Annotated in this window: 26 protein-coding genes; 12 read left to right on the top strand and 14 right to left on the bottom strand. The window is 63.7% G+C overall.

Annotated elements, in window-relative coordinates:
* Positions 1-163 precede the first annotated feature (163 nt).
* Positions 164-2,248 (top strand): carbon starvation CstA family protein, encoded by a 2,085-nt coding sequence (locus tag EPN59_RS13045; protein WP_293034428.1) that lies wholly within the window; start codon positions 164-166, stop codon positions 2,246-2,248.
* A gap of 13 nt (positions 2,249-2,261) precedes the next feature.
* Positions 2,262-2,468, top strand: a complete 207-nt coding sequence (locus EPN59_RS13040) for a YbdD/YjiX family protein (RefSeq protein ID WP_293034429.1) — start codon at positions 2,262-2,264, stop codon at positions 2,466-2,468.
* A gap of 104 nt (positions 2,469-2,572) precedes the next feature.
* On the opposite strand, the gene hpnH is transcribed toward EPN59_RS13040, so the two are convergent.
* Both hpnH and ispH read right to left on the bottom strand, forming a co-directional pair.
* A complete protein-coding gene (hpnH, locus tag EPN59_RS13035) occupies positions 2,573-3,733 on the bottom strand; it encodes an adenosyl-hopene transferase HpnH (protein WP_293034430.1) in 1,161 nt (386 codons plus the stop codon).
* 11 nt (positions 3,734-3,744) lie between these two features.
* Positions 3,745-4,689 (bottom strand): 4-hydroxy-3-methylbut-2-enyl diphosphate reductase, encoded by a 945-nt coding sequence (gene ispH, locus EPN59_RS13030; RefSeq protein ID WP_293034431.1) that lies wholly within the window; start codon positions 4,687-4,689, stop codon positions 3,745-3,747.
* 517 nt (positions 4,690-5,206) lie between these two features.
* Between ispH and EPN59_RS13025 the strand changes: the two genes are divergently transcribed.
* Positions 5,207-6,385 (top strand): glycosyltransferase, encoded by a 1,179-nt coding sequence (locus EPN59_RS13025; RefSeq protein ID WP_293034432.1) that lies wholly within the window; start codon positions 5,207-5,209, stop codon positions 6,383-6,385.
* A gap of 121 nt (positions 6,386-6,506) precedes the next feature.
* Here EPN59_RS13025 and EPN59_RS13020 read toward each other — a convergent pair whose 3' ends face one another.
* Entirely contained in the window at positions 6,507-7,052 is a 546-nt protein-coding gene (locus EPN59_RS13020) for a hypothetical protein (protein ID WP_293034433.1), read from the bottom strand.
* Positions 7,053-7,266: 214 nt separating this feature from the next.
* The gene (gene hpnA / locus EPN59_RS13015; RefSeq protein ID WP_293034434.1) at positions 7,267-8,277 is read right to left on the bottom strand and encodes a hopanoid-associated sugar epimerase; all 1,011 of its coding nucleotides are present in this window, start codon (positions 8,275-8,277) and stop codon (positions 7,267-7,269) included.
* Positions 8,278-8,543: 266 nt separating this feature from the next.
* Between hpnA and EPN59_RS13010 the strand changes: the two genes are divergently transcribed.
* Positions 8,544-8,840 (top strand): acylphosphatase, encoded by a 297-nt coding sequence (locus EPN59_RS13010; RefSeq protein WP_293034435.1) that lies wholly within the window; start codon positions 8,544-8,546, stop codon positions 8,838-8,840.
* 105 nt (positions 8,841-8,945) lie between these two features.
* Here EPN59_RS13010 and egtD read toward each other — a convergent pair whose 3' ends face one another.
* Entirely contained in the window at positions 8,946-9,932 is a 987-nt protein-coding gene (egtD, locus tag EPN59_RS13005) for an L-histidine N(alpha)-methyltransferase (RefSeq protein ID WP_293034436.1), read from the bottom strand.
* Between the two features lie 427 nt (positions 9,933-10,359).
* On the opposite strand from egtD, the gene rarD reads away from it, so the two are divergent.
* Both rarD and EPN59_RS12995 read left to right on the top strand, forming a co-directional pair.
* Complete coding sequence (gene rarD, locus EPN59_RS13000) at positions 10,360-11,253, top strand: EamA family transporter RarD (protein WP_293034437.1); 894 nt, start codon at positions 10,360-10,362, stop codon at positions 11,251-11,253.
* A 142-nt stretch (positions 11,254-11,395) separates the two neighbouring features.
* Complete coding sequence (locus EPN59_RS12995) at positions 11,396-12,037, top strand: HAD family hydrolase (RefSeq protein ID WP_293034438.1); 642 nt, start codon at positions 11,396-11,398, stop codon at positions 12,035-12,037.
* Positions 12,038-12,086: 49 nt separating this feature from the next.
* On the opposite strand, the gene EPN59_RS12990 is transcribed toward EPN59_RS12995, so the two are convergent.
* The 3 genes from EPN59_RS12990 to EPN59_RS12980 all read right to left on the bottom strand — a co-directional run bounded on the left by EPN59_RS12990 (position 12,087) and on the right by EPN59_RS12980 (position 13,883).
* Entirely contained in the window at positions 12,087-12,347 is a 261-nt protein-coding gene (locus tag EPN59_RS12990; RefSeq protein WP_293034448.1) for a hypothetical protein, read from the bottom strand.
* Positions 12,348-12,419: 72 nt separating this feature from the next.
* Positions 12,420-13,196 carry a DNA/RNA non-specific endonuclease gene (locus EPN59_RS12985; protein ID WP_293034439.1) on the bottom strand — a complete coding sequence of 259 codons (777 nt, stop codon included), beginning with the start codon at positions 13,194-13,196 and terminating at the stop codon, positions 12,420-12,422.
* A 327-nt stretch (positions 13,197-13,523) separates the two neighbouring features.
* Positions 13,524-13,883, bottom strand: coding sequence for a DUF3564 domain-containing protein (locus tag EPN59_RS12980; protein WP_293034440.1), 360 nt, complete (start codon positions 13,881-13,883; stop codon positions 13,524-13,526).
* A 293-nt stretch (positions 13,884-14,176) separates the two neighbouring features.
* Between EPN59_RS12980 and EPN59_RS12975 the strand changes: the two genes are divergently transcribed.
* The 3 genes from EPN59_RS12975 (at position 14,177) to EPN59_RS12965 (ending at position 16,715) form a co-directional block, all read left to right on the top strand.
* A complete protein-coding gene (locus EPN59_RS12975; RefSeq protein WP_293034441.1) occupies positions 14,177-14,599 on the top strand; it encodes a rubrerythrin family protein in 423 nt (140 codons plus the stop codon).
* 147 nt (positions 14,600-14,746) lie between these two features.
* On the top strand, positions 14,747-16,093 hold the full coding sequence (locus tag EPN59_RS12970) for a heterodisulfide reductase-related iron-sulfur binding cluster (protein ID WP_293034442.1): 1,347 nt from the start codon (positions 14,747-14,749) through the stop codon (positions 16,091-16,093).
* 40 nt (positions 16,094-16,133) lie between these two features.
* Positions 16,134-16,715 (top strand): DUF3501 family protein, encoded by a 582-nt coding sequence (locus tag EPN59_RS12965; RefSeq protein WP_293034443.1) that lies wholly within the window; start codon positions 16,134-16,136, stop codon positions 16,713-16,715.
* A gap of 7 nt (positions 16,716-16,722) precedes the next feature.
* Here the strand turns inward: EPN59_RS12965 and EPN59_RS12960 are convergent, their stop codons facing one another.
* Complete coding sequence (locus EPN59_RS12960; RefSeq protein ID WP_293034444.1) at positions 16,723-17,220, bottom strand: GNAT family N-acetyltransferase; 498 nt, start codon at positions 17,218-17,220, stop codon at positions 16,723-16,725.
* 493 nt (positions 17,221-17,713) lie between these two features.
* On the opposite strand from EPN59_RS12960, the gene EPN59_RS12955 reads away from it, so the two are divergent.
* From EPN59_RS12955 to EPN59_RS12945, 3 genes are all read left to right on the top strand, one after another.
* Positions 17,714-18,376, top strand: a complete 663-nt coding sequence (locus EPN59_RS12955; RefSeq protein WP_293046139.1) for a hypothetical protein — start codon at positions 17,714-17,716, stop codon at positions 18,374-18,376.
* 35 nt (positions 18,377-18,411) lie between these two features.
* Positions 18,412-18,597, top strand: coding sequence for a DUF6789 family protein (locus EPN59_RS12950; RefSeq protein ID WP_293046136.1), 186 nt, complete (start codon positions 18,412-18,414; stop codon positions 18,595-18,597).
* A gap of 349 nt (positions 18,598-18,946) precedes the next feature.
* Positions 18,947-20,149: an MFS transporter gene (locus EPN59_RS12945; protein WP_293036644.1), complete on the top strand. Its 1,203-nt coding sequence runs from the start codon at positions 18,947-18,949 to the stop codon at positions 20,147-20,149.
* 55 nt (positions 20,150-20,204) lie between these two features.
* On the opposite strand, the gene EPN59_RS12940 is transcribed toward EPN59_RS12945, so the two are convergent.
* From EPN59_RS12940 to EPN59_RS12920, 5 genes are all read right to left on the bottom strand, one after another.
* Entirely contained in the window at positions 20,205-21,509 is a 1,305-nt protein-coding gene (locus EPN59_RS12940; RefSeq protein WP_293046134.1) for an FAD-binding oxidoreductase, read from the bottom strand.
* Positions 21,509-22,801: an FAD-binding oxidoreductase gene (locus EPN59_RS12935; protein WP_293046131.1), complete on the bottom strand. Its 1,293-nt coding sequence runs from the start codon at positions 22,799-22,801 to the stop codon at positions 21,509-21,511. The genes EPN59_RS12940 and EPN59_RS12935 overlap by 1 nt, the downstream gene beginning before the upstream one ends.
* A gap of 61 nt (positions 22,802-22,862) precedes the next feature.
* A complete protein-coding gene (locus EPN59_RS12930) occupies positions 22,863-24,479 on the bottom strand; it encodes a DUF3138 family protein (protein WP_293034697.1) in 1,617 nt (538 codons plus the stop codon).
* A gap of 208 nt (positions 24,480-24,687) precedes the next feature.
* The gene (locus EPN59_RS12925) at positions 24,688-25,599 is read right to left on the bottom strand and encodes an ABC transporter permease subunit (RefSeq protein WP_293034695.1); all 912 of its coding nucleotides are present in this window, start codon (positions 25,597-25,599) and stop codon (positions 24,688-24,690) included.
* The gene (locus EPN59_RS12920) at positions 25,596-26,582 is read right to left on the bottom strand and encodes an ABC transporter permease subunit (RefSeq protein ID WP_293034693.1); all 987 of its coding nucleotides are present in this window, start codon (positions 26,580-26,582) and stop codon (positions 25,596-25,598) included. The genes EPN59_RS12925 and EPN59_RS12920 overlap by 4 nt, the downstream gene beginning before the upstream one ends.
* Positions 26,583-26,594 lie beyond the last annotated feature (12 nt).

Below are 26,594 nucleotides of genomic sequence, written 5' to 3'. Positions count from 1 at the left end.
TCATGCAATGCGCCGCCGGTTCACGACGCGAGTCACAGCGAAATTCACAGTGAAATTCACCGCGAAATTCACGACGAGATTCGCAACGATTCTCCGTGGATCGAAGGCGTGACGGAACCGGTCCTCGAGCCGGTAATTCTTATAAATACAAACAGGAGACGCCATGAATCGGGCATCCAGTTTCGTTGTGTGGACAGCCATCGCGCTGCTAGGTGCATTCGCGTTCGGCACCATCGCGCTCGCCCACGGCGAGCGTGTCAGCGCATTGTGGATCGTGATTTGCGCGATCTGCGTTTATTTGATCGCGTACCGTTTCTACAGCCGCTTCATCGCCAGCACCGTGCTTCAGCTCGACGGCCTGCGCATGACGCCGGCCGTGCGCCACAACGACGGGCTCGACTACGTGCCCACCAACAAGTACGTGCTGTTCGGCCACCATTTCGCGGCGATTGCGGGTGCAGGCCCGCTGGTCGGCCCGGTGCTGGCCGCGCAGATGGGCTACATGCCCGGCATGCTGTGGATTCTCGCGGGCGTGGTGTTCGCGGGCGCCGTGCAGGACTTCGTGGTGCTGTTCCTGTCCACGCGCCGCGACGGCCGCTCGCTCGGCGACCTCGTGAAGATGGAACTGGGCCCGGTGCCCGGCGTGATCGCGCTGTTCGGCACGTTCCTCATCATGATCATCATCCTCGCGGTGCTCGCGCTGATCGTCGTGAAGGCGCTGACGAACTCGCCGTGGGGCACGTTCACCGTCGCCGCGACGATTCCCATCGCGATCTTCATGGGCCTGTACGTCCGCTATATCCGTCCGGGCAAGATCGGCGAGATCTCGATCATCGGCTTCATCCTGCTGATGGCGTCGATCGCGTTCGGCCAGGTCGTGCACGATTCGCCGACGCTCGCCGCCTGGTTCACGTTCACGGGCACGCAGCTTACGTGGATCCTGATCGGCTATGGCTTCGTCGCTTCGGTGCTGCCGGTGTGGCTGCTGCTCGCCCCGCGCGACTACCTCTCGACGTTCCTGAAGATCGGCACGATCCTCGCGCTCGCAATCGGCATTCTGATCGTTGCGCCGGAACTCAAGATGCCGGCCTTCACGAAGTTCATCGACGGCACGGGGCCGGTCTGGTCGGGCAATCTGTTCCCGTTCCTCTTCATTACGATCGCGTGCGGTTCGGTGTCCGGTTTCCACGCGCTGATCTCGTCGGGCACGACGCCCAAGATGCTCGATAACGAAACCAACGCGCGCTTCATCGGTTACGGTGCGATGCTGATGGAATCGTTCGTCGCAATCATGGCGCTGGTCGCCGCTTCGGTGATCGAGCCGGGCGTGTACTTCGCGATGAACGCGCCGCTCGCCGTGCTTGGCGCGACGCCGGACGCGGTTGCGCATACGGTCGGCCAGTGGGGCTTCGTGCTGACGCCCGAGATGCTCACGCACACTGCGCAGGCGGTTGGCGAGACAACCATCGTCGCACGCGCCGGCGGCGCTCCGACGCTGGCGGTCGGCATGGCGCAGATCCTGCACCAGGTGATCGGCGGCGAAGCGATGATGGCCTTCTGGTATCACTTCGCGATCCTCTTCGAAGCGCTCTTCATCCTGACCGCTGTCGACGCCGGCACGCGTGCAGGCCGCTTCATGCTGCAGGATCTGCTCGGCACGTTCCATCCGTCGCTCAAGCGCACGGACTCGTTGCCGGCCAACCTGGTTGCCACGGCACTGTGCGTGGCGGCGTGGGGCTACTTCCTGTATCAGGGCGTGGTCGATCCGCTTGGCGGCATCAACACGCTCTGGCCGCTCTTCGGCATCTCGAACCAGATGCTGGCGGGCATTGCGCTGACGCTCGCAACCGTCGTGCTCTTCAAGATGAAGCGCGAGAAGTTCGCATGGGTGACGGGCCTGCCGACGCTGTGGCTGCTCATCTGCACGCTGACGGCTGGCTGGCAGAAGATTTTCGACAGCAACCCGAAGGTGAGCTTCGTTGCGCACGCACAGAAGTTGTCGGCGGCGCTTGCTGAAGGCAAGATCGTCGGGCCGGCGAAGACGGTCGAGCAGATGCAGCGCATGATCTTCAACGACTACGTCGATGCGGCGCTCTCGGGTCTGTTCATCGTGGTGGTGGTGAGCATCCTCGTGTACGGCCTGATCGCGATTGCACGCGCACGCCGCATCAACCATCCGACGGTTCAGGAAACGCCGTTCGAGCCGATGCCGGCCGATGCAGCCATCGCGCAGCGCGCGGCACACTAGGAGCGAGGCGCCTATGTTCTCGGAACTTCGCGACAACGTGCAGACGGCTGGCCGCTATCTGGGCCAGGCGATGCGTCTGATGATCGGTTTGCCGGACTACGAAGGCTACGTCGAGCATATGCGCGCGACGCATCCGGATCGTCCGGTGATGACTTACGAAGAATTCTTCCGGGAGCGGCAGGACGCGCGATACGCGTCCCGCACCGGCAAGTGCTGCTGATGCGCTGCTGTTGAAGCGCCGCCGAAAAGAGAAAGGGCGTAACGGCCTGAGCCGTTACGCCCTTGTATTGAAGCGGTGCACGGGCACCCGCGGCGCCCGCGCTGTCACACGTCCTGATGCGCGGCGACAGTCACAGCCTTGCCCGACTTCATGGCGTGCTTGATTTCGTCGAGCTTGATCTCGACGTGGCGCGAGAACATATATTCGGCAGGACGCTGGTTGTCGAGCGGAATGTCCTTCGCGAACGCGCCTTCGGTGCGCGGGCCGCTCATCGAAATCCTGAGCGCCTTGAGCGGATGCGCGACGGTGTCCATCACGGCCGTGGCTTCGAAGCCGCAGTGGACCATGCAGTCGGCGCACTTCTCGTAGTTGCCGGTGCCGTACTTTTCCCACTCGGTCGTTTCCATCAGTTCCTTGAAGGTCTTCACGTAACCTTCGCCGACCAGATAGCACGGCTTTTGCCAGCCGAACACCGTGCGCGCCGGGTTGCCCCACGGCGTGCATTCATAGGTCTGGTTGCCCGCGAGGAAGTCGAGGAACAGGCCCGACTGGCTGAACGACCAGTTCTTGCCGTTGTTGCCGCGCTTGAAGATTTCGCGGAACAACTGCTTGGTCTTGTCGCGGTTCAGGAAGTGCTGCTGATCCGGCGCGCGTTCGTACGCGTAGCCAGGCGAGACGGTGATGCCGTCCACGCCCATCGGTCCCAGCGTATCGAAGAACTTCGCCACGCGCTCGGGGATCGCGTCGTTGAACAGCGTGCAGTTGATGTTTACACGGAAGCCGCGGCGCTTCGCTTCCTTGATCGCCGCGACGGCCTTGTCGTACACGCCGGATTGCGACACCGAGTGATCGTGCGCTTCGCGGTCGCCGTCGAGGTGAACCGACCAGACGAAGTACGGGCTCGGCTCGTACTCGTCCATTTTCTTTTCCATCAGCAGCGCGTTCGTGCACAGATACACGAACTTCTTGCGCGCCATGATGCCCTTGACGATCTCCGGCATGTCCTTGTGCAGGAGCGGCTCGCCGCCCGCGATGGACACGACCGGCGCGCCGCACTCGTCGACGGCGTCGAGGCATTCCTGCAGCGACAGGCGCAGGTTCAGGATGGGATCGGGATAGTCGATCTTGCCGCAGCCGTTGCATTCGAGATTGCAGCGGAACAGCGGCTCGAGCATGAGCGCGAGCGGGTAGCGTTTGTTGCCGCTGAAATGCTGGCGAGTGATATAGGCGCCAACGCGGACTTTCTGGAGCAGCGGAATAGACAAGAGTGTCCTCCTTAAACTTCGCGTTCGACGAGTGGCTTCAACAGCTTCGACGGCAGCTTGAATTCGACTTTTTCTTCACGGCCCGCCATCGTCGACACCTCGACAGGCCCCAACGCGCGCAGCGCGTCGATCACGTTCTCGACCATCTCTTCCGGCGCCGACGCGCCGGCCGTCAGGCCCACCGTCGTCACGCCGTCGAACCACTCGGGCTTGATCTCCGAGCCGTCGGCGACGAGATAGCTCGCCACGCCCGACTCGCTGCCGATCTCGCGCAGACGGTTCGAGTTCGAGCTGTTCGTTGCGCCCACCACGAGCAGCACGTCCACGTGCGTGGACAGATCGCGCACCGCGGCCTGGCGGTTCTGCGTCGCGTAGCAGATGTCGCGCGTATCCGGGCCGACGATGTCGGAGAAACGCGCCAGCAGCGCATTGATGACGCCGCGCGTGTCGTCGACGGAGAGCGTTGTCTGCGTGACGTACGCGAGCGGCGCATCGAGCGGCAGGTCGAGCTTCGCGACGTCGGCCTCGCTCTGCACGAGCAGCACGGTGCCTTCGATCTGGCCGATCGTGCCTTCCACTTCCGGGTGCCCGGCGTGGCCGATCAGGATCAGCGTGCGGCCCTGGGCGACGTACTGGCGGCCCTGCACGTGGACTTTCGTCACGAGCGGGCAGGTGGCGTCGAGCACGTCGAGACTGCGCACTTCCGCAGCCTGTTCGACTTTCTTCGCAACACCGTGCGCGCTGAAAATCGCGACGGCGCCCGTGGGCACTTCATCGAGTTCTTCTACGAAATGCGCGCCTTTATTGCGCAGGTTTTCGACCACATGACGATTGTGGACAATTTCATGCCGAACGTAGACGGGTGCGCCGTGCTTCAGCAATGCGCGATCGACGATTTCGATAGCGCGGACAACCCCCGCACAAAAGCCGCGGGGCTGGGCAAGGATGACTCGCATGGGATGGCGAACTCCGGCTGACGCGGGTACCGAAGAAACCGGTAAGAGTGACTTGATCGCCGCGACCATCATATTAATTACGTGCATAAATCCGGCCAGGATAGGCCGGACCGAAACTAGACGCGCATTTTAACCCCTTCGCCGCCCATTTGCTGCGTAACCCCTTCGCTGCCCGTTGGCTGTGGTGCGCGCGGTACAGAGACGGCGGCAGGCGGCGTGCGGCGGGTGTAAATGAAGGCTTTTTGTCAGGATTTCGACGCCGCGCGGCGCTGCAACATGGCGCCGGAACCCTTAAACTAGCGGGTCCACCCGGGAGCCAGGCGTGGGTAACACGGGACTCATACCGGATTCACCCGGGGATTCACCCGGGCCCGGCGCTGGCGACTTGACCCATTCTGGACGCTGTGATGGAAGTCCACCAATACGACAACTTGCCGCTCGTGCGGCGTCGGCCGGGCCGCTTCGGGCACGCGCCATGCAGCGTCGTGCGCACGCCGTCGATCGAGAGCAACAACGCATGATGACGACCATCCTGTTTGTCCTGTCCTGTCTTTCCCTGTTGATCTGGATCGTCTTGCTGCTCGCGCGCGGCGGCTTCTGGCGCGCGCGGCCCGCCGCGCCGCTGCCGCTCGTCGAGCCCGCGCAGGGCTGGCCCGCCGTCTGCGCCGTGGTGCCCGCCCGCAACGAGGCGGACGCAATCGGCGAAGCCGTGAGTTCGCTTCTCACGCAGGATTACGCGGGCGATTTCCATGTGATCGTGATCGACGATCACAGCACCGACGGCACGGCCGAAGCCGCGCGCGCCGCGGCGCTGGCGCTGCAGTGCCCGGAAAAGCTCTCGGTCGTGGCGGCGAAGCCGCTGCCCGCAGGCTGGTCGGGCAAGGTGTGGGCGCAGTCGCAGGGCATCGAAGCGGTGCACACGCTCGGACTCGATGCGGACTATCTGCTGCTCACCGACGCGGACATCGGCCATCCCGCCGACGCGCTCGCGCAACTCATCGTGCGCGCGCAGGCCGAGGGGCGCGACCTCGTTTCGCTGATGGTGCGGCTGCGCTGCGACTCGTTCTGGGAAAAGGCGCTGATTCCTGCATTCGTGTTTTTCTTCGCGAAGCTGTACCCGTTTTCGTGGGTCAACAATCCGCGCAACAAGACGGCCGCCGCAGCGGGCGGCTGCATGCTCGTGCGCCGCAAGGCGCTGGAGGAAGCGGGCGGTATCGAGTCGATCCGCGCCGAACTCATCGACGATTGCAGCCTCGCCGCGCGCATCAAGCATCGCGGCGACGGGCGCCATCCGATCCGGCTCGATGTTGCTGCGAAAAGCGTGTCGCTGCGCCCTTACGATTCGTGGCGCGATATCTGGAACATGATCGCGCGCACCGCGTTCACGCAACTGCACTATTCCGCGTGGCAGCTTGCGGGGACGATTCTCGGCATGACGGTCATCTATCTCACGCCGCCCGTGGTGGCGCTCGTGCTCGGTGCGGCGGGCTGGCCGGCGTGGATCGCATGGGCGCTCATGTGCTGCGCCTATGCGCCCATGCTGGCGTACTATCGCCGCTCGCCGCTGTGGGCGCCGTTCCTGCCGCTCGTCGCGCTGTTCTATGTGGGCGCAACGTTCGCCTCCGCGTGGCGCTTCTGGCGCGGCAAGGGCGGGCAATGGAAGGCGCGCGTGCAGGCGCCCGCACAGGGGCGCTGAGCGAATCGCGCGCACTTGCTGCTGTCACGGGCTGGCGCAAAAAGAAAAAGCCGTCGTTTCATGCGACGGCTTTTCTATTTCGGCCTGCGGTTTTGCGTGCGGTTTGATGGGCAAACGCGAATTAGCGTTGCGTGAGCAACATGTACATCTCGATGACCGTTTCCGGCGAAAACGTGAACGGCACCCAGCCATGGCCCGTATGGCGCAGCACCAGCAGGCGGTCGCCGTTCGGCTGTTTCTGCACGGCCATGACCGGATTTTTCGTCGACACGAAACGCCAGCCACCCGGAATGCCGGGCGGCACCTCGGGTTCCATCGACGCGCGCGCATTCGACAGTTCCTCGATCATTTGACCGACCTGAAGCGGATGCAGCGTAACCGTCTGGTCACCGATCGTCATCGTGATGGCGTTCTGCGACGGACGGGCGAGATTCAGCGTCGGCCCGGTGGATTCGGCAGCGGCGGATTCAGCCGCGGCGGGTTCAGCCGCCGTGACTTCGGGCTGCGCTTCGGCTGCAGCGGCGGTATCCGTTACATCCGCCGTTGCATCCGCAACAGGGTGGTCCGCGTTCGCCGCCTCTGCCGTGCACGCGGCGTGCGGGGTGGCGGCCACGAGGAGTTGATCGACAGCGGCTTCGAGCGCGCCGATCTGGTCGTGTAGATTCATGCGAGGCTTCTCAGGTAAGGCTTGGGATTTTACCCACAGCACGCATGAATTGACCTTCCGGCGTTGCACGCATGTCGCAACAAAAGTTGTAACAAAATGCGAATTCACCCGGAAAAACACCGGGAAAACCGGCACGAAAAAAGTGCCGGATAACACGGTGCGAATGCATCGTGCCCGGTTATGCGCGCAGTTATGTACTCAGGTGCGCGCGCAGTTATACATTCAGATAGCCTGCTTGCCTGAACCAGTCGAGCGCGTCTTTCAGCCCTTCGCGATACGGCCGTGCGCGATAGCCGAGTTCGCGCTCCGCCTTCGCCGAGGTGAAATACATCTTGTTCTTCGACATCTTCAGCGCATCGACGGTGACGAACGGCTCGCGCTTCGTGAAGCGCGCGACGGCTTCCGCGCCGAGCGCCAGCGGATAGAGCGGCCAGCGCGGCAATGCGATCGTCGGCGGCTTGCGGCCGACCATGCCTGCGATATCGGCGAGCATCTGCTGCAGCGGCAGATTTTCGCCGCCGAGGATATAGCGCTCGCCGATGCGCCCGCGCTCCAGCGCGAGAAAATGACCGTTTGCGACGTCGTCGACGTGCACGAGATTCAGGCCCGTATCGACGAACGCGGGGATCTTGCCCGTCGCCGCCTCGACGATGATGCGGCCCGTGGGCGTCGGCTTCACGTCGCGCGGGCCGATCGGCGTCGACGGATTGACGATCACGGCGGGCAGGCCGTCATTCGCGATCATGCGTTCGACCGCGCGCTCGGACAGCACCTTGCTGCGCTTGTACACGCCGATGGCCTGCTCGGCGGTGAGCGGCCGGGTTTCGTCGGAGGACGCGCCCGAACTCGTCACCTTGAGCGTCGCCACGCTGCTCGTGTAGACGATGCGTTCGACGCCCGCTTCGAGCGCCGCGCGCATGGTGGCCTCGGCGCCTTCGAGATTCGCGCGCTCGATTTCGTGCGGATCGGGTGCCCAGAGGCGATAGTCGGCGGCGACGTGGAACAGGTAGCGCACGCCGCGCAGGGCCGCGCGCATCGACGCGACGTCGCGCATGTCGCCGGTGACGACTTCGGCGTCGAGCGTGGCGAGGTTGGTGCGCGGGCTTGTCGGGCGCACCAGCACGCGCACGGCATAGCCCTTGTCCTGCGCGATGCGGGCGACGGCCGAGCCGACGAAGCCGGATGCGCCGGTGATCAGCACGAGATCGCGTTGGTTGGCGGTCATACGGGATGAGTTTCCTGATGGGTTGCAGTGGGATTGCAATCGTGTTGCAAGCGGGCGGTCTTGCCGCCCGCGTCGCACGGATTGTACGTGGCGTGAGGCGCGTATGTGTGGCCCGGGTGTGCAGCCCGGGTGTGCAGCCCGCATGGCGCTGCGGGCCGCACGTGAGGCTGCGTTCGCGTCAAGGACGCGCGGCGCTCATCCGCGATGGCGTCTACAATGCCGCCCAGATGCCAGGACTGAACCAGACTGAACCAGGAGATTGAACGATGACCGGACCGGATCTGGATTCGCGTGTCGAAACGTATTACGTGCGTGTACGCGGGACAGTGCAGGGCGTGGGTTTCCGGCAGGCAACCGTGCGCCAGGCGCATGCGCTGCGTATTCGCGGCTATGTCGCCAACATGGAGGACGGCTCAGTCGAAGCCGTGATTCAGGGCACGGCCAACCAGGTGGACCGCATGCTGTCGTGGCTGCGTCACGGGCCGCCTGCGGCGCGCGTCGCGGAAGTGGTCAGCGAAGAACGGTTCACCGAAAAGCGCTACGAGCGCTTCGAACAGCACTGAACGTCACGTCGGGTGCGGAGCGGCTTGCCGGCCGATTCACGTTAATCGGCATTCACGTCAATCGGCACACCGCTCCGCAGCCTGATCCGCAAATCAAGCCGCAAATCAAGCCGACACCAGCAGGCTTTCCGCGAATCCCCACTCTTTCTCGACCCACTGATGCGCGCAGACGAAGCCCGCATCGGCGGCAATCGCGGGGATCTCGTCCGCGTGGTACTTGTGGCTGCTTTCGGTCCAGATCGTCTCGCCCGCTTCGAGCGCGACCGTGAGGTTCGCTGCGCCCACACGCGCCTCGATGCGCGTTTTCGCGCGCAGGTGCATCTCGACGCTGCGCGCATCGCGGTTAAAGCGCGCGACGTGCTCGAAGGCCGTGAGGTCGAAGTCGCCGTCGAGTTCGCGGTTGATGCGCGCGAGCAGGTTCAGGTTGAACGCGGCTGTCACGCCGATGGCGTCGTCGTAGGCCGCGAGCAGCGTCTCCACGGGCTTGATGAGGTCGGTGCCGAGCAGCAGCATATCGCCGGGCTCGAGCATCGCGCGGATCTCGCGCAAAAAGCGCGTGGCCGCGAGCCGCGCGAAATTGCCGATCGTACTGCCGAGAAAAAGCACGCAAAGCTGCTCGCCCGCGGCGCGCTGACGGCTCACTTCGGCGAGGCCCGCGAGATAGTCGCGTTCGTAGCCGACGATCGAGATGCGCTCGATATCGGCGAGTTCGCGGCGGCACACTTGCAGCGCCGTGCGTGAAATCTCGATCGGACAATACGATATCGGGCGCTTGCGGCACAGTGCTTCGAGAATGCGGCGCGTCTTGCGGCCGCTGCCGCTGCCGAGTTCGGCGACGGTGACACCGGCAGGCAGCGCCTCGACGATTTCGGCGGCATAGCGTGTGAGCAGGCAGTCTTCGGAGCGCGTCAAGCCATATTCGGGCAATACGGTGATCGCCTCGAACAATGCCGAGCCGATATCGTCGTACAGATACTTCGAGGGCAACTCCTTTTGCGGCGCGTGCGTGAGGCCGTTACGGACTTCGGATGCGAAAGCGGCAAGATCGGGAGTCAGCCGGGCGTCGGCAGGGCGGGGCGCGAGTCGGCTCATGCGGGCTCCTGGTGGGTTGAATGGGTGGGGCAGCGGCGGGCGGCGGGCGGCGGGCGGCGGACGGTGCGAGGCCCGGGGCGAGCACGGCGCAACGCAAAGCGGCCGGACGGCGGCTCCGTGGCGAGAATTATGTTCTAGTCCATTGCGGTGCAATCTGCACGGACTAAATCCGCGCGGAGCCATCGCCAGTATCGCCGCAAACGAGAAACTCAGCATCGCGCGTGCCCGCCATGCCGGGGCGCGCGAACCAGACTAGAATGCGCGCTGGCCGCCGCAGATAACCGCACATACCCGCACATACCCGCACATACCAATAGCCGATAACCATGACAACGAATTCACCCGCGCCCCGTGCGGTACTGCCGGAGGGGAGACACGCTGCCCGCCTTTCCCGATTCTTGCGCGTCGTCGGCACGACTGCACGCCGATGAACCAGTACGAGCCGGGACGCGGCATTACGCTTTCCACGGGCGCGTCGGCGCTGTTCGCGCTGATGTCGATCTATGCACTGCTGCTCAAGCCGCTCGGCGGCCTCGATATCTTTGCCTGGCGCGTGATCTGGACGACGCCTGGCGCGCTCGGCGTTTTGCTGCTGCGCGGGCGGGGTGCGCAGTTGGGCGCACTCGCTGCACGCATGGTGAAGGAGCCGCGCACCGCGCTTTCGCTGGCCATGTGCGCCGCGCTGCTGGGCTCGCAGCTCTGGGTGTTTCTCTGGGCGCCGCTGCACGGGCGCGTGCTCGAAGTGTCGCTCGGCTATTTCCTGCTGCCGCTCGCGATGGTGGTGGTGGGGCGCTTCTACTATCACGAGCGGCTCGAAACGCTCCAGTGGCTCGCCGTGGGGTGCGCGGCGGTCGGCGTGGCCCACGAACTCTGGGCCACGCATGCGTTTTCGTGGCCGACGCTGCTCGTGGTGTTCGGCTATCCGCCGTATTTCGTGCTGCGCCGCAAGATCAACGCGGATTCGCTCACGACCTTCGCCGTCGAGATGATCCTGTTGCTGCCTGTTGCGATTGCGTATGCGTGGGCAGGCGGTTCGTTCGCACTACTCGGCGGACGCCCGTTCCTGACGTTCGCGCTGCTGCCGGGGCTGGGCGTGATCAGCACGGTCGCGCTCGCGTCCTATCTCAAGGCGAGCCGCCTGCTGCCGATGGCGCTCTTCGGCATCCTGGGTTACGTCGAACCGGTGCTGCTCGTGATCATCTCGGTGACGGTGCTCGGCGAGCATCTGGGCCCAGGTCAGCTTGCGACTTACGTGCCGATCTGGATTGCCGTTGCGCTTACGGCGCTGCATAGCGCGCGCTATGTGAGGCTTTCGCGGTAGGACGTAACTTGAACGCGTCGGCCTGTTCACGGTTATGCAACCGCTTGCAACCGTTCACAGCCTGCGCCGACAATGACCGCGGTTTCGCCGCACACGGCGTCAATTTTTCCTCCCACCTTTTCCGCCTTCCGGCTTCTGATTCATGAGCGATCGCGTCGTTGCCGCATTCGATTTCGATGGCACTCTCACCACCACGGACAGCTTCCGCGCATTCCTGCTCGATACGGGCGGCGCGCTGCGCTTCGCGCTTGCAGCGGTGCGCTGCCTGCCGTGGCTTGTCGGCATCGCGCCCGGCTGGTCCGAACGCGGGCCGACCAAGGCGCGATTCATGTACGCCATGCTCGGCCCCGTGCGGCGCGAGACGATCGAAGCGGCGGCGCAGCGTTTCGTCGATACGCGGTTGCCCGCGCTCTTGCGCCCCGAGATGCTCGCGCGCGTTCGCGAACACCAGGCGCTCGGTCACGAGGTCGTGCTCGTGAGCGCGTCGCCTTCGGTGTATCTGCGCAAATGGGCGGCGACGGTCGGCATCGGGACGGTGTTGTCGAGCGAACTGGAATGGCGTGACGGCGTTTATACGGGTCGGCTCGCGGGGCTCAACTGCTGGGGGCCGGAGAAGGTCGCGCGGCTGCGTGCATGGTGGGGCGAGCGCGCGCCCGCCACGCTCTATGCGTATGGCGACAGCCGCGGCGACCGCGAAATGGCCGAGCTTGCCGATCATGCGTGGATACGCGGGACTGCGGCGTTGCCGCCGCTCGTGGTTGCGGGCGCAACCGACACGCGTTGACGGCTGCGCGAACCGGATCAAGGCGGAACCGATACTGAACCGGTGCGGATCAGGAGAACGGGTTATCGACCACGCCGGGTTTTTCATCCGGTTCGTCGGTAATCCTGGCGGGCAAATGCGGGTCCGCCTGCAAGGTCCGCACGACGCTGTCGAGCGCCGCCTTGAGCGCGAGTGCGGCCGCAAGCCCGCGCTTGTCGCGCGTCAGCGCGAGCGTACCGGCGAGCGTTACGCGCGTCGTGCCGTTCGTGAGCGTGAGCGCATCGCCCTCGACATTGAGGACGTCGTCATCGTTTGCGTAGGCTTCGAACACCATGTGATCCTCCTCGAACGTCCGTTATGGCGGGCAGTATAGCGAGCCGCTTATTCGGCGCTTGTTTGTAACTTATCCGCCCCACCTGCTTACGCCGAACCCGTGCCCGTTGAACGATACCCGCGTCTGGCTGGCGGCGTTCGCGGGAATGCCGGGAAAGCTGATCCCGCTTTGCTGTTCGAGCGCGCGCACCGAGCGCACCTCGTAATGGTCGGCGGTCGTGTTGTCGGCGACGATGGCGAATGCGAGCTGCTGCGACGGCACGTACACGACCTTGAAAATCTGCGTCGGCACGAGCACGCGCGACGCGCCGATCGTCTGCAACTGCGCGCCCGTGAAGAGCGGGCCGGTCACGACCCAGGCCTCGCCGTATTTCATCGTGAGCCGGCGCACGGCCGTTTCGATATGCGACCACAGACGCTGATTGTTAATACGATTCTGCGGCACGATATTTGCCAGCGAGAACGACTCCGCCATCGCCTGCTCATTCCAGCGATTGCCTGCCGGGCTCATATGGCCGCGATCGAAACCGCTGCGCCTGTAGTCGGCGAGCGTCGCGCCTTCGCCTTCCGGAAGGCGCTCGTCCGCGAAAAAGCGGTTCGTGCGCGTCATGTCCTTCGCCGCTTCGAGCCTCTCGCGCGTGAGATGTTCTGCGGACCACAGCGGGCCATGGGTGATGCCCGAATGCAGCACCACGAAATCCGAGTAGCAGAGCATGCGCGTTTTCGGCGCCATGCGCGGATTCGTGAGCTTCGGGAACTGACCATCGGGGACGAAGTCGGCGCAGGCCGGTGCGGCAAACGTGTGGCTCGCGACAGCCATCAGGAGACAGGCAAACAGCTTCTTCATCGGCAGGGTAGGCAAAACGCAGGGCGGTTGAAGGCGGCCTGGAAGTATAGCGGGCACGTTTGCGCACGGCCAGTGATGCCGTCGCGTTGCGCCACGCGTGTCATGTGCGCGGCGCGGCCCTGGCGGCCCTATTGGTTCTGGTCATCGGCCTTATTCATCGGACGGATTGCGCGCGCATCGCATGTAAGCAATACATCCACGCGAGACATTCACGCAAAACATGCACGCAAGACGCGACGCGGCGCTGTCTGGACAGCGCCGCGTGCATGTGGATTCGAAGGTGATTCCGGGCGGAACCGAAGCGGGACTGCGCGACGCGCTGCGTCGTCAGCCCGCGAACAACGCGTTTTCGGCGTGCACGATCTGGCGGTCGACGGCTTGCAGCCGCCATTGACCTTCCATGGGCGAATGCGACGACTCGCACGACCAGGTCGCGTCGCCATGTGCAGAACTGATTTCCTGGCGGCGGTTTACATGCAAGCCGCGCAAGGTGCAAAGCGGTGAATCATCGAGCGGCGCGCACAGCGATGTCACGCCGTTCGTGTCGTGTAACTCGCCCCACTCCGGCAGGGCAATCCCATCGTGCGACTCGCGCGACCAGCGGTGCTGATCGGTGTCGAGCCACAGGACGGCGTAGTCGTGATTGACGGTCGGGTCGGAACCGTTGATCAGGATCGTAAGTCGCATGTCAGCTCCGTTAGAGCGTGTTCAGGGGTGGCAATTACTCACTGTAGGTCGCGTGCGTACGACTGCAAGGAGGAATTCCACATATTGGGCAGCGCGATGCGTTCGCAGTAGACATATATCAAGCTCTTGCTTGCGTGGCGCGGCTATCGGCGGGATTGAAAATCACAATTGGGAAGGCACCGGTCACCTCCTAGATTGATAGTTGCGGCGTACCCGCATCCATGGCCTGTTGCACTGCAAGAATCGCGGGCAGCGCTGCGTCCCCACAATGACGCTGATGGAAGGAGGCACAGATGGCACAGCTAAAGGGCTCGAAGACGGAACAAAACCTCAAGGATGCATTTGCCGGCGAATCGCAGGCGAATCGCCGCTATCTTTACTTCGCGGCGAAGGCCGACGTGGAAGGCCAGAACGACGTCGCCGCGCTGTTCCGCTCGACCGCCGAAGGCGAAACGGGCCACGCGCACGGCCACCTCGAGTATCTGGAAGCGGTTGGCGACCCGGCTACCGGCCTGCCGTTCGGCTCGTCGCGGCTGAACCTCCAGTCGGCGATTGCAGGCGAAACGCACGAATACACCGACATGTATCCCGGCATGGCGAAGGTGGCGCGCGAAGAGGGCTTCGACGAAATCGCGAACTGGTTCGAGACGCTGGCGAAGGCGGAGCGCAGCCACGCGAACCGCTATACGAAGGCGCTGGACGTGCTCGCGGACTGATTGCGTGGTGCAGGTTTTGCGCCGGTTTTGTTTCGCTTTCGTGCTGTATTCGCGCCGGTTTTGCGCCGGCGCGAGGCGAGCGCATGGCTGCCTGACTGCGCTCGCGCCCCGATAACCAGAAACTGGAAACGCAGAACCGGAGACGTCATGCCCCATAAGGAAGGCAGCCTCGAAGCGCCGACGCGGCATCCGCTCGACTGGACGTCCGAAGCGTTCTACGACCCGGAAAAACGCGACGCCGAACTGGCGCGCGTATTCGACATCTGCGCGGGGTGCCGCCGCTGCGTATCGTTGTGCGGCGCGTTTCCCGCGCTGTTCGATCTCGTCGACGCGACCGATTCCGGCGAGGCGCATGACGTCGACAAATCGAAGTATGGGCAGGTGGTCGATCAGTGTTATCTGTGCGACCTCTGCTACATGACGAAATGCCCTTATGTGCCGCCGCATCCGTGGAATGTGGACTTTCCGCATTTGATGCTGCGCGCGAAAGCCATCGATTACCGCAATGGCGACGTGAAGCTGCGCGACCGCGTGCTGTCGAACACGGATGTGCTCGGTCATCTCGCGGGCATTCCGGTGGTCACGCAGACCGTCAACGCCGTGAATCATACGAAGGCCATGCGCGGCGTGATGGAGGAAGCGCTCGGTGTGGACCGCAAGGCGTGGCTGCCCGACTTCGCGCCGCACAAGTTCCGCAGCGCAGCGAAGCGCGCGTCGCCGAATAAGGCACGCGAAGTGCGCAATGGCGAGCGCACGCCGGGCAAGGTGGCGATCTACGCGACGTGCTACGTGAACTTCAACGAGCCGGGCATCGGCCACGATCTGCTCGCGGTGCTCGATCACAATGAGATTGACTGGGTGCTCGTCAAGAGCGAAGCGTGCTGCGGCATGCCGCTGCTCGAACAGGGCAATCTGGAAGGCGTGGCGAAAAAGAAAGCGCACAACATGCCGGTGCTCGCGCAATATGCGCGCGAGGGTTACGCGCTGATCGGCGCGGTGCCGAGCTGCGTGCTGATGTACAAGCACGAGCTGCCGCTCATGTTTCCCGACGATGCCGAAACGCGCGCCGTGAGCGACGCGTTCTGGGATCCGTTCGAATACTTCATTTCGCGGCACCGCGACGGCTTGCTGAAGACGGATTTCCGCACGCCGCTCGGCAACGTGTCGTATCACGTTCCGTGCCACGCGCGCGTGCAGAACATCGGACGCAAGACGTCCGAGCTGCTCTCGCTCGTGCCCGACACGCAGGTCAACGTGGTCGAACGTTGCTCGGGGCATGCGGGCACATTCGGTGTGAAGAAGGAATTTCACGCGATGGCGATGAAAATCGGCACACCGGTTTTCCGGCTGATGGCGCAGGGCGAACCGGGCTTCATTGCATCGGACTGCGCGCTGGCGGGCCATCACATTGCACAGGGCATCGGCGAAATGCAGCTTGGCGAGCCGCCGCTCGCGCATCCGCTCACGCTCTTGCGACGCGCCTATGGCATTTGAGGCGGCTTCGCTCACCCACTCACTGCATGAGGCACCGACGATGACGATCGCGAGAAATTCGCTGTTGACGCTGGAGGCTTACGCGAAGGTGCGCGACGACATGCGCGCTCGCATCATCGAACACAAGAAGCGGCGTGCCGTTGCGCTCGGCAATCACCTCACGTTCCTGTTCGAGGACGAAGCAACGATCCGCTATCAGATCCAGGAGATGCTGCACATCGAGAAGATCTTCGACGAAGACGGCATCCAGAGCGAACTGGACGTGTATCAGCCGCTCGTACCCGACGGCAGCAACCTGAAGGCGACGATGCAGATCGAGTACCAGAGCGAGATCGAGCGCCGTGCGGCGCTCGGGCGGCTCATCGGCATCGAGGACCGCGTATTCCTGCAGGTGGAGGGCGAAGCGCCGGTCTATGCCATCGCCGATGAAGATCTCGAACGCGAGACCGCCGAGAAAACCTCGGCGGTGCATTTCGTGCGCTTCGAACTCACGCCCGCGATGAAGGCGCGCTTGCGCGATGGTGCCGCGCTCATGATCGGCTGCGATCATCCGAACTATCGCGTGCCTGTTCAGACCATCGACGCCGCTACGCGCGCGGCGCTCGCCAGCGACCTCGACTGACGCCGCGTCACACGTCCTTGCGGTACATGACGAAGCCGGGCTTGTCGGCGACGCCGTCATAAAGGCGCATGGCCGTGTGATTCGTTTCGTGCGTGTGCCAGTACACGCGCGATGCGTTTGCCGCCTTTGCCGCCGCGTAGACGCCTTCGATCAGCGCGCGCCCCACGCCCTTGCCGCGTTCGGATTCGGCGGTGAAGAGATCCTGCAGATAGCAGGTCGGACCCTGCAGCGTCGTGCTGCGGTGAAAGAGGTAGTGCACGAGCCCGACGATGTTGCCGCCGCTATGGCCGCCGCTATGGCCGCCGCTGTGGCCACCCCGTACGGCGACGAGTGCATGCATCGGTTCGAGGCCGTCGAAGAAGCGCGACCACGTCGTGCGCGTGATCGCCTCTGGCAGCGCCGTCGGCCCGAAGCGGCCGTAAAAGCGGTTGTAGCCGTCCCACAGCGGCAGCCAGGCTTCGTAGTCGGCGGGTGTGACGGGGCGGATTTCGACGGTATCGCTCAAGCGTGTTCTCCTCGGTTTGTTCTGGGTATGTTCCGCGGCATGCGGCATGCGGCATGCGGCGTCGCGGCTCTCCGGCCGGCGACAACGTCGAGCGTAAGCGAACCGCGACGCCGCTGCCAGAGCCAGGACCGCACGAAGTCATGGAGCCACCGGTTGTTCGCGGCTGGTGCGGCGCGACGACTTCGAAGCGCCGACGCTTAAGCGCCATAAATCGAGACCGCGAAAGCGCGGTCTTGTATGTTATCTTTCATCCGGCTAACAATATCTCGCATAGGCGAAGATCTGTGACATCATTTGCAGTCCACATTGAATAAATGGGGCAGGAGACGAGGGCTCTTCGGAGCCGGCGGTTATGGGCGAGGCCAGCGAAGACAGGCCCCGTGATACTGGCCAGCAACCGTAGCCTCCGTCTTGCATGTCGGCCATTTATCAAGCGCCTGTTTTTGTGCCGACGTATCGTTCGGTGAACCCCGCCATTCAACGTGTTTTCCCCATGCCGACCGACTATATCGCCCCTTTTGCTCTCTGGATCGTCATTCGTCACATGCGCCTCGCCGACGGCTCGCACCATACCGAGCCCGCATGGGTGCGCAGCGAGGACCATCGGGATCTGGTCGTTTTCGTCTCGCGCCTTCACGCCTATCTCTACGCCACGCTGCGCAATATCGACCATACGCGCGGCGAATCGGACGGCTGGCAATGCATACCGTTGTCGGCATTCGATCTGTGCGGGTGTATTCGGGAGGCCGACGGGCCGCTCAAATGCGCCATGGCATTCAGCTTCGAATGCGATGCAACGGGCGCGCTGATCATCGCGAACGGCGCGCCGCGCCTGCGCTTCGTCGAACTCACATTCAACGTGCCCAATCCGGTCGAGGGCGCCGTCTTCAACTTCAGCCAGGGCGCGTTCGACGTCATGCGCGAACAATGGGAACACATCGGCGCCTACGATTACCCGCAGTCGATCGAACGTATCGATGCAATGGACGACGTGACGTTCGCACACGCGCTCGGCGTTGCGCTACAGGCTGCGTTGGTGACGCGCGCGGAATATGCGAGCGATCACTGGACGGTCTACGATGCCGACGCCGGATACTGGATTTCTTCGCCGGTGCGTTCGTACTCCGGCGTACCCACCACGCGCACGGTCCACTAAGCCACATGCTCCCGGGTGCATTCTGGCTCAGGGGCATGCTCTTTTCCATCGCGCCCTGGTTGGTGATGATGATCGTCATGATGCCGATGGCGGGCGCCGGGTTCTTTGGTCTGAATCTCGGCATGGCGGGACCGGTCATGACGCTGGTGCTGCACCTCATTTTTGGCGCCGTCCTGGGCGCCGTGTACGGCGCACGTGCTGCCCGCACGCGGCCCGCCTGAAACGATTCAATACAATTCAATACGACTCAACGCGATTAAATACGAATAAATACAACAATCGCGTTCCTGCTACCCATGACGGCGAGCCGGACAACGACACGATGCGCCACACAGCATCGACACAACAGATCCGGCCGCCGATTCCAGTAATGGCTGCGCTTTTCGTCGTGGCGCTTCGGGCGGGTTTGTGTCGTCGGGCAGGTTGCATGTGCCGAATAATCATTGCTCACGCAACTTGACATCGACCGGGCCTGATCTAGTATTCGTCCATTTCAGAGCCGAAGATTTTCCGCCCCGTTGAATCGGGCGTTACGGGCGCCAACTATTCAAATCTCCCGAAAGCCGCCCCATGGATACCGAACCGCACGCCAGCGTATTGCGCCAGATTCCACGCAGCGTCTGGATTCTTGGCTGCGTCAGTCTATTGATGGATGTTTCATCCGAAATCATCCATAGCCTGCTGCCGATGTTTCTCATGGCAAGCCTCGGTGCGAGTGCGGCCACGATTGGCGTTATCGAGGGCATCGCCGAGGCCACCGCGCCGGTCGTCAAACTGTTTTCGGGCGCGCTGAGCGACTATCTCGGCAATCGCAAGTGGCTTGCCGTGGCGGGATATGGTCTTGGCGCATTGAGCAAGCCGCTTTTTGCTGTTGCGTCGACGGTCGGCGTCGTGGTGACGGCGCGTATCGTCGACCGGGTGGGCAAGGGGATTCGCGGCGCGCCGCGCGATGCGCTGATCGCCGATGTCACGCCGTCGCAATTGCGAGGAGCGGCGTTTGGGCTGCGGCAGTCGCTCGACACGGTGGGTGCTTTCCTCGGACCGCTGCTGGCGGTCCTCATCATGCTCAGATGGGTGGACGACTTCCGCCTCGCGTTTCGGCTCGCCGTCATTCCCGGTCTCATTGCGGTCGCGCTGCTGACGTTCGGCATCAAGGAGCCTGCCTGGGAGCCCGGCGCGAAGCAGCGTAATCCGGCACGCTGGCACAACCTCAGGCAATTGGGCGCGAACTACTGGTGGGTCGTTGCGGTAGGAACCTTTTTTTCGCTCGCACGGTTCAGCGATGCCTTTCTCGTTCTGCGCGCAATGAAAAGCGGCGTACCCGTCGCGCTGGTTCCGCTCGTGATGTTTGCGATGAATATCGTGTTTGCGGCGGCGGCCTATCCGTTCGGAAAACTCGCCGACTCGATGAGCCATTTTCGCCTGCTGATTGCAGGGCTCGCTGTGCTGATTGCCGCCGATGTCGTGCTCGCCAACGCAAACGACTGGAGCATCGTGGTGGTGGGTGTCGCCATCTGGGGGCTCCATATGGGCATCACGCAAGGGCTGCTTGCCACCATGGTTTCATGTACTGCGCCCGCGCAACTGCGCGGTACCGCGTTCGGTTTTTTCAACCTGCTGGGGGGAGTGGGCACGTTGGCGGCCAGCCTCGTTGCCGGTGAACTGTGGGATCGTTTTGGACCCGGTGCGACGTTTTATGCCAGTGCAATCTTCTGTGTCGTCACCGTCGTATTGCTTTGTGTTGGTCGCGTGAGTGCGTTGAGACTCGAATAAAGCGGTTATCCGATCACGGCGTCGGGCAATCCGGGACGCCGCACAACGCACAACATCAAAGCATCTCCATCACCCGGTGATACAGCATGCCGATTTCGAGCGCGGGCCGCCGCCACGCGGGTCCGCCGGGAAAGCGCGCATGCCGCAGCCGCGCGAACAGATCGAACGCCGCGCTTTCGCCCGCAATCGCCTGCGCAACGGAGCGACCGGCAATGCCGGTCAGTGCAACGCCATGCCCCGAAAAGCCCTGCACGTAGTAATAATTCGGATCGATCGCGCCGAAGTCCGGCGCGCGGTTGCGCGTGACGTCGACGAAACCGCCCCACGCATAATCCACGCGTGTGCCCGCGAGTTGCGGGAACACATCGACCATGCGTTTTTTCATCGCCTCGGTTAGCTCTGCAGGCGCAGCCCCTGCCGAATTCGCCCTCCCGCCGAACAGCAGGCGGTCGTCGGCGCTCAGGCGAAAGTAATCGAGGAAGAAATTGTTGTCGCAGATGGCGGCGCGCCCGGGAATCAGCGCATCGGCGCGTGCGCGGCCGAGCGGTTCGGTCGCGATGATGTACGACGCAATCGGCGCTATACGTGCGGCGACGCTCTCGGGCAGCACGCCGCCCGGCACGGCATTGCAGCACGCCACGACGAAGCGGCATCGCACTTCGCCGCGCGCGGTCTTCACGACCGGACGCACGCCGCGCACGACCTTCAGCGCGCGCGAATGCGCAAAGAGTTGCGCGCCTTCGCGGCGCGCGGCGTCGGCGAGACCGAGGCAGTATTTGAGCGGATGCAGATGGCCGGAGACGGGATCGAACACGCCTGCAAGATAACGCTCCGAAGCGACACGCGCGCGCGTCGCTGCGGTATCGAGCCATTCGAGCCGGTCATAGCCCCAGCGCGTGCGCGCGGCGTCCATCCATGCGCGCAGATCGGGCACGCGCTTGGCCTTCGTCGCGACCGTAACGTAGCCCGCCGTGAAATCGCAGTCGATTCCATAGTGCGCGATGCGCTCGCGCACGAGCGCGATGCCTTCGACCGATAGCGCCCATGCCGCGCGCACGCCTTGCGCGCCGAGCTGCTTTTCGAGCACTTCGTCCTTTGCAAAACCGACGAGCGTTTGCCCGCCGTTGCGTCCCGATGCGCCCCAGCCGGGCCGGTGCGCGTCGAGCACGATCACCGACAAGCCGCGTGCGCGGCATTCGAGTGCGGCCGACAAGCCGGCAAAGCCCGCGCCGATCACACAGACATCGGCATCGAGCGTGCCTTCGAGCACGGGGGCGTCGTTGGCGGGACGCGCGACCGAAGCCTCGTAATACGAGTTGCGGCCGAGGGCGTGAGCGTGGGCGTCGAGGCGTGCAGTCATCAGAGCAGATCCTTCATTCGATACCAGGCCATGGCGAGTACGAGGGCAGGGGTGCGCAGCGCGGCACCGCCGGGAAAATCGCGGTGACGGATCTTGCCGAACAGGTCGAAGCGCGCGGCCTGGCCGTCGATGGCCTCGGCGATCAGCTTGCCGGCGAGCCCTGTCGTGTTGACGCCGTGCCCCGAAAAGCCCTGGGCGAAATAGACGGTCGGCTTGAGCCGGCCAAAATGCGGTGCGCGATTCATGGTGATGTCGACGTAACCGCCCCACGCGTAATCGACTTTCATGTCGGCGAGTTGCGGAAAAGTCTTCAGCATGTCGCGCCGCATGGCTTCGCCGAGATTGGGCGGCGCGAATGTCGAGTAGCTCACCTTGCCGCCCCAGAGGAGACGCGTGTCGGGCGCGGGCCGGAAGTAGTCGAGCACGAAGCGGCTGTCGCACACGGCCGCTTGCGCGGGCATGAGCGCGGCCATGCGTTCCTTGCCGAGCGGCTCGGTTGCAATGACGTAGGTGCCGACCGGCATGATCTTGCGCGAGAGTTCGGGCGCGAGCGCGCCGAGCCAGGTATTGCATGCGAGCACAACGAACTTCGCGCGCACCGTGCCGCGCGCGGTATCGACGACATGGCCGCCGTTCTCGTCGCGAACGCGCGTCACGGCGCTGTCTTCGAATACGCGCACGCCGGCTTCCACGGCGGCGCGCGCGAGGCCCAGCGTGTAGTTGAGCGGGTGCAGGTGGCCGCTATCGGGATCGTAGAGACCGCCCGGATAGCGCGACGACTGTGCGTACTGGCCGACGCCTTGCGCGTCGACATAGCGGAATTTGTCGTAGCCGAAGCGCGTGGCGGCTTCGTCGCGCCAGCGCTTGAGGGAATCGATATCGCGCGGCTTGTTGGCGGCGGTGAAATAACCTTGCGTGAGCGCGCAATCGATTTTGTGCTTCGCCACGCGCGATTTCACGATGTCGAGCGTTTCAAGGCCCATGGCCCAGATCTGCCTGATTTCGTCCTCGGACATGAAGGCCGCGAACGTGTCGATGTCGCAGGCGAAGCCGCCGATCAGCTGCCCCCCGTTGCGTCCGCTCGCGGCCCATCCGACCTTCGATGCCTCGACGAGCGCCACGCGATGGCCGCGTTCGGCGAGATTGAGCGCCGCCGAAACGCCGGTGAGTCCGGCGCCGATCACGCAGACATCGGCGTCGATCGTGCCTTCCAGGACGGGATGGCGGGTGGCGTCGTTGGCGGTGGCCGCGTACCAGGATTCGGCGTGAGGCTGATTGGCGAATTTGAGCATGGGTGAATGTCGAAATGAAAAGCGGACGGCGCCGCACCAGCCGCCGTCCGCCACGGCCTCGTCAGAACGAGTAGATGAGCTGCGTGCCGATCAGGTCGTTGTTCTTGCTGTACGACCCGTCGCTGCGCAGGAACACCCGCTGCGTGGCCCAGTCGTGGCGATACTCGACCTTGACCGTGATCTGCTGTGTCGGGAAGAACAGCAGATCGAGTGCCACGTCCTGGCGCGTTGCGCCCTTGCACTCCAGACCGGCGCGGCCATTGTTCACGGAGTTCACGAGGCAGTCCGCGCCCACGCCGAAGCCGTTGTTCACGTCCATGCCGTTCCCGTTGAGCACGATGCCGCCGCCGCCGCCACCGTTCTTGCTGTTGGCGAGCAGGTCGTAGCGTACGGTCGCACCCATGCGGCCCAGCCCCGGCATGCTGAACTTGCGGTGCGCGAGCAGCGAGAAACCGTACCACTGCGCGTTGCCGCCGTTGAACGCCGCGTGCTGCTGCTGGCCGTAGTCGAGTTCGGCGTTGTACTGCAGATCCGCGAGCGTGTAGGTCGCATCCAGTTCGCCGAAGAAGAAGTAGCCGCCCGAAGTCGTTGCATTCGCACCCGGGCCAAAGCCCTGGTTGCCCGTAAACGGATTGGTGCCGGCTCCCAGCGTCTGGCGTCCGATATTGAACGAACCACCGATATCCAGTGCGCTGGACCAGGTGTAGTCGGCACGCGCGGTGAACGTCGGGATTCTGTTGCTCCTCGTGATCGGGTCCTGGGTGAGCGGGAAGGGCAGCGAGTTCGAGCCGGTCTGCGTGACCGCGCCATTCGTGCGGTACTGCTCGTTGGCGATCATGAACTTCCACGCCCACTTGCTGCCGCTGGGCGTCCAGTTCCAGCCCAGGCCCACGTAGCTGCCCGGATCCGAGAAGTCGTAGAGCAGGTTGTGCGTAAGCGTCAGCATCAGGTTGGACTGCTGCACCTCGTAGCCGCCGAAGCTCGGCATCAGGCCCGCGACGAAGGTTCCGGTGGCCGTCACCGGCACGGTGATGACGGCCGTGTTCAGGATGTTGCCGGTGATGCTGCCGCGCTCGTCGGCGAGCAGCGTGATGCCGTTGCCGCGGCTCGGCATGAGCGTGATTTCGGCGGACGGCGCCATCGGCCCGACACCGAAGGTCTTCTTGATGTCGAGGTAGATGTCGCCGAACGTGCTGTTGAAGTAGTTGTACTGGGCCGAGCGGTTCGCGAACAGGAACGACGACGTGCCCGGCGCGCGATTATAGATATAGGTCGGGTCGATGTAGCCCGTAACCGAAAGTCCGGCGAGCGGGCCCGTATTTGCCGCATCGCTCAGCGAATCCACCTTCAGCTGCTGATTGGCGATCTGCTGCTTCATCGCTTCGACTTCGTCGTTGGTCAGACGCGCCGGCGCCTTGCCATAGTCGGGCGACGACACATCCACCAACGGCGCGGGCGCCGCTGCGACGGCCGGGGCTGCACCGGCAGCCGTCGCGGTCGTGGTCTTCGAGGCCTTCGCGTTTTTCGAAGCGGCCAGTTCGGACTTGAGCGATTTCACCTCTTTTTGCAGGGCGTTCAACTGCGCCTGCAGGGCCTTGAGCTGGTCGCTGGTCGCGTCCGCCGTGGCCAGACCCGGCAGGGCGCCGGCCACGAGCAAACAGATTAATTTCTTCCTCATCAGGATTCTCCTTGTGGGTCGTTTTTTCAAAGACATCGGCGTTTAGCCTGCATACCCCGTCGATGTGCGGCTCGTCCCCACGAGCCGCACATCGATCCGCACGGTTACCGCGCTCTCGCTTCGCGTTGTGCTTCAGGTTGTATTGCTGCGTTGTGCTCCCCGGATACTTCATGTGTGCCGCTCAGGCAACACAGGCAACCCAGGCCATTCAGGCCGCCCGGCGGCCGATCGGCTGGCCCACGGCGCCCGTGGGCGCTGCGGGCTTCTGGCCTTCTGCGGGATCCGGCTGCACGAAGGCCATTTGCATGTCGCGCAGGCGCTTTTTCTCGCGGGCCATCATCAACTGATTCACGAGGATTACCCCTATCGTCACGGCGGTAATGAAGAGCGTGGCGAGCGCGTTCATCTCGGGATTGAGGCCGAGGCGCACGCGCGAGAACACGACGAGCGGCAGCGTGGTCGAGCCGGGTCCCGAGAGGAACGCGGAGAGCACGAGGTCGTCGATCGAGAGCGTGAACGAGAGCAGCCAGCCGGAAAGCAGGGCCTGCGAGATGAGCGGCAGCGTGATGACGAAGAACACCTTGAGCGGCGTCGCGCCGAGGTCGAGCGCGGCTTCTTCGAGCGAGCGATTCATCTCTTTCACGCGCGACTGCACGATGATGGCGACGTACGAGACGCAGAGCATGACGTGGCCGATCCAGATCGTCAGTATGCCGCGGCCTTTCGGCCAGCCGAGCATCTGTTCGAGCGCAACGAACAGCAGCAAGAGCGAGATGCCCTGGATCACTTCGGGAATCACGAGCGGCGCGTTGATCATGCCCGTGTAGAGCGTGAAGCCCTTGAAGCGGCCCATGCGCGCGAGCACATAACCCGCCCAGGTGCCGATCGCAACCGAAGCGAAGGCGGTCATCAGGCCGATCTTCAGCGAAAGCCACGCAGCACTGAGCAGTTCTTCGTCTCGCAGCAGCGCGCTGTACCACTTCAGCGAGAATCCCGACCAGACGGTCACGAGCTTCGACTCGTTGAACGAGTAGACGATGAGGCTGATGATCGGGATGTAGAGAAACAGGAAGCCGGCTGCGAGCACGCTGGCCGAGAGGGCGCGGTTGGGCTTGATCATTTGGCTTCCTCCAGTTCCTTGACCTGGTAATACTGAAAGACCGCCATCGGCACGAGCAGCAGCACGACCATCGCAACGGTCACTGCGGACGCCATCGGCCAGTCCATGTTGTTGAAGAACTCGTCCCACATGACGCGGCCGATCATAAGCGTGTCGGCGCCGCCGAGCAGTTCGGGAATCACGTACTCGCCCACTGCCGGGATGAACACGAGCAGGCTGCCCGCGATGATCCCGTTCTTCGAAAGCGGCAGCGTGATCTGCGTGAACGCGACCCACGGCTTCGCGCCGAGGTCGTAGGCGGCCTCGAGCAGCGTGAGGTCCATCTTGACGAGGTGTGCGTAGAGCGGCATGACCATGAACGGCAGATACGAATACACCATGCCGATATAAACGCCCGCGTCGCTGTGATAGAGGCGCAGCGGCGAATGAATCAGGCCGATGGCCATGAGCGCGTGATTGAGCAGGCCGTCATCCTTGAGAATGCCGATCCATGCGTAGACGCGGATCAGGAACGACGTCCAGAACGGCAGCATCACGCCCATCATCAGCAGGTTGCGCGTGGCCGGATTCGAGCGCGCGATGTAATACGCGATCGGAAAGCCGATCAACAGGCAGAAGATGGTTGAGACCGCAGCCATCTTGAGCGAGCTGATGTAAGTGGCGATGTACAGATCGTCTTGCAGCAGGAACGCGTAATGCGAGAGCTGCATGGCGAAATGCACGACGCCGTCTTTGATCTCGATGAGGTTCGTGTAGGGCGGAATGCCCATGATCTGGTCGGCGAAGCTGATCTTCAGCACCAGCACGAAGGGCAGGGCGAAGAAGAGCGTCAGCCACAGGAACGGGATGCCGATCACGGCGGTGCGGCCCGAGGGCACAAAGCGTGAGAAAAGGCGCGAGAGAAAGCGCGCGAGCGCCGCGCGCGGCGCGCCGCTGCGCCCGGCCGTGGCCTGCGCGTTGGCAGTGGGAAGAGACGTATTCATGTTGGCATCCTC

The organism is Paraburkholderia sp. (assembly GCF_004298475.1).
Classification (GTDB): Bacteria; Pseudomonadota; Gammaproteobacteria; order Burkholderiales; family Burkholderiaceae; genus Paraburkholderia; species Paraburkholderia denitrificans.
The sequence above is the reverse complement of the archived record's forward strand: the minus strand, read 5'-3'. Positions and strand labels throughout refer to the sequence as shown.

Coding starts and splice junctions, on each gene's coding strand:
- EPN59_RS12930 (WP_293034697.1), bottom strand. CDS start 24,479: ATGAGGAAGAAATTAATCTGTTTGCTCGTGGCCGGCGCCCTGCCGGGT.
- EPN59_RS12940 (WP_293046134.1), bottom strand. CDS start 21,509: ATGACTGCACGCCTCGACGCCCACGCTCACGCCCTCGGCCGCAACTCG.
- EPN59_RS12925 (WP_293034695.1), bottom strand. CDS start 25,599: ATGATCAAGCCCAACCGCGCCCTCTCGGCCAGCGTGCTCGCAGCCGGC.
- EPN59_RS12985 (WP_293034439.1), bottom strand. CDS start 13,196: ATGAAGAAGCTGTTTGCCTGTCTCCTGATGGCTGTCGCGAGCCACACG.
- EPN59_RS12920 (WP_293034693.1), bottom strand. CDS start 26,582: ATGAATACGTCTCTTCCCACTGCCAACGCGCAGGCCACGGCCGGGCGC.
- EPN59_RS13010 (WP_293034435.1), top strand. CDS start 8,544: ATGACCGGACCGGATCTGGATTCGCGTGTCGAAACGTATTACGTGCGT.
- EPN59_RS13025 (WP_293034432.1), top strand. CDS start 5,207: ATGATGACGACCATCCTGTTTGTCCTGTCCTGTCTTTCCCTGTTGATC.
- EPN59_RS13045 (WP_293034428.1), top strand. CDS start 164: ATGAATCGGGCATCCAGTTTCGTTGTGTGGACAGCCATCGCGCTGCTA.
- EPN59_RS12975 (WP_293034441.1), top strand. CDS start 14,177: ATGGCACAGCTAAAGGGCTCGAAGACGGAACAAAACCTCAAGGATGCA.
- EPN59_RS12970 (WP_293034442.1), top strand. CDS start 14,747: ATGCCCCATAAGGAAGGCAGCCTCGAAGCGCCGACGCGGCATCCGCTC.
- EPN59_RS13040 (WP_293034429.1), top strand. CDS start 2,262: ATGTTCTCGGAACTTCGCGACAACGTGCAGACGGCTGGCCGCTATCTG.
- EPN59_RS12980 (WP_293034440.1), bottom strand. CDS start 13,883: ATGCGACTTACGATCCTGATCAACGGTTCCGACCCGACCGTCAATCAC.
- EPN59_RS12945 (WP_293036644.1), top strand. CDS start 18,947: ATGGATACCGAACCGCACGCCAGCGTATTGCGCCAGATTCCACGCAGC.
- EPN59_RS12935 (WP_293046131.1), bottom strand. CDS start 22,801: ATGCTCAAATTCGCCAATCAGCCTCACGCCGAATCCTGGTACGCGGCC.
- ispH (WP_293034431.1), bottom strand. CDS start 4,689: ATGCGAGTCATCCTTGCCCAGCCCCGCGGCTTTTGTGCGGGGGTTGTC.
- EPN59_RS13020 (WP_293034433.1), bottom strand. CDS start 7,052: ATGAATCTACACGACCAGATCGGCGCGCTCGAAGCCGCTGTCGATCAA.
- rarD (WP_293034437.1), top strand. CDS start 10,360: ATGAACCAGTACGAGCCGGGACGCGGCATTACGCTTTCCACGGGCGCG.
- EPN59_RS12965 (WP_293034443.1), top strand. CDS start 16,134: ATGACGATCGCGAGAAATTCGCTGTTGACGCTGGAGGCTTACGCGAAG.
- EPN59_RS12950 (WP_293046136.1), top strand. CDS start 18,412: ATGCTCTTTTCCATCGCGCCCTGGTTGGTGATGATGATCGTCATGATG.
- EPN59_RS12955 (WP_293046139.1), top strand. CDS start 17,714: ATGCCGACCGACTATATCGCCCCTTTTGCTCTCTGGATCGTCATTCGT.
- egtD (WP_293034436.1), bottom strand. CDS start 9,932: ATGAGCCGACTCGCGCCCCGCCCTGCCGACGCCCGGCTGACTCCCGAT.
- hpnA (WP_293034434.1), bottom strand. CDS start 8,277: ATGACCGCCAACCAACGCGATCTCGTGCTGATCACCGGCGCATCCGGC.
- EPN59_RS12995 (WP_293034438.1), top strand. CDS start 11,396: ATGAGCGATCGCGTCGTTGCCGCATTCGATTTCGATGGCACTCTCACC.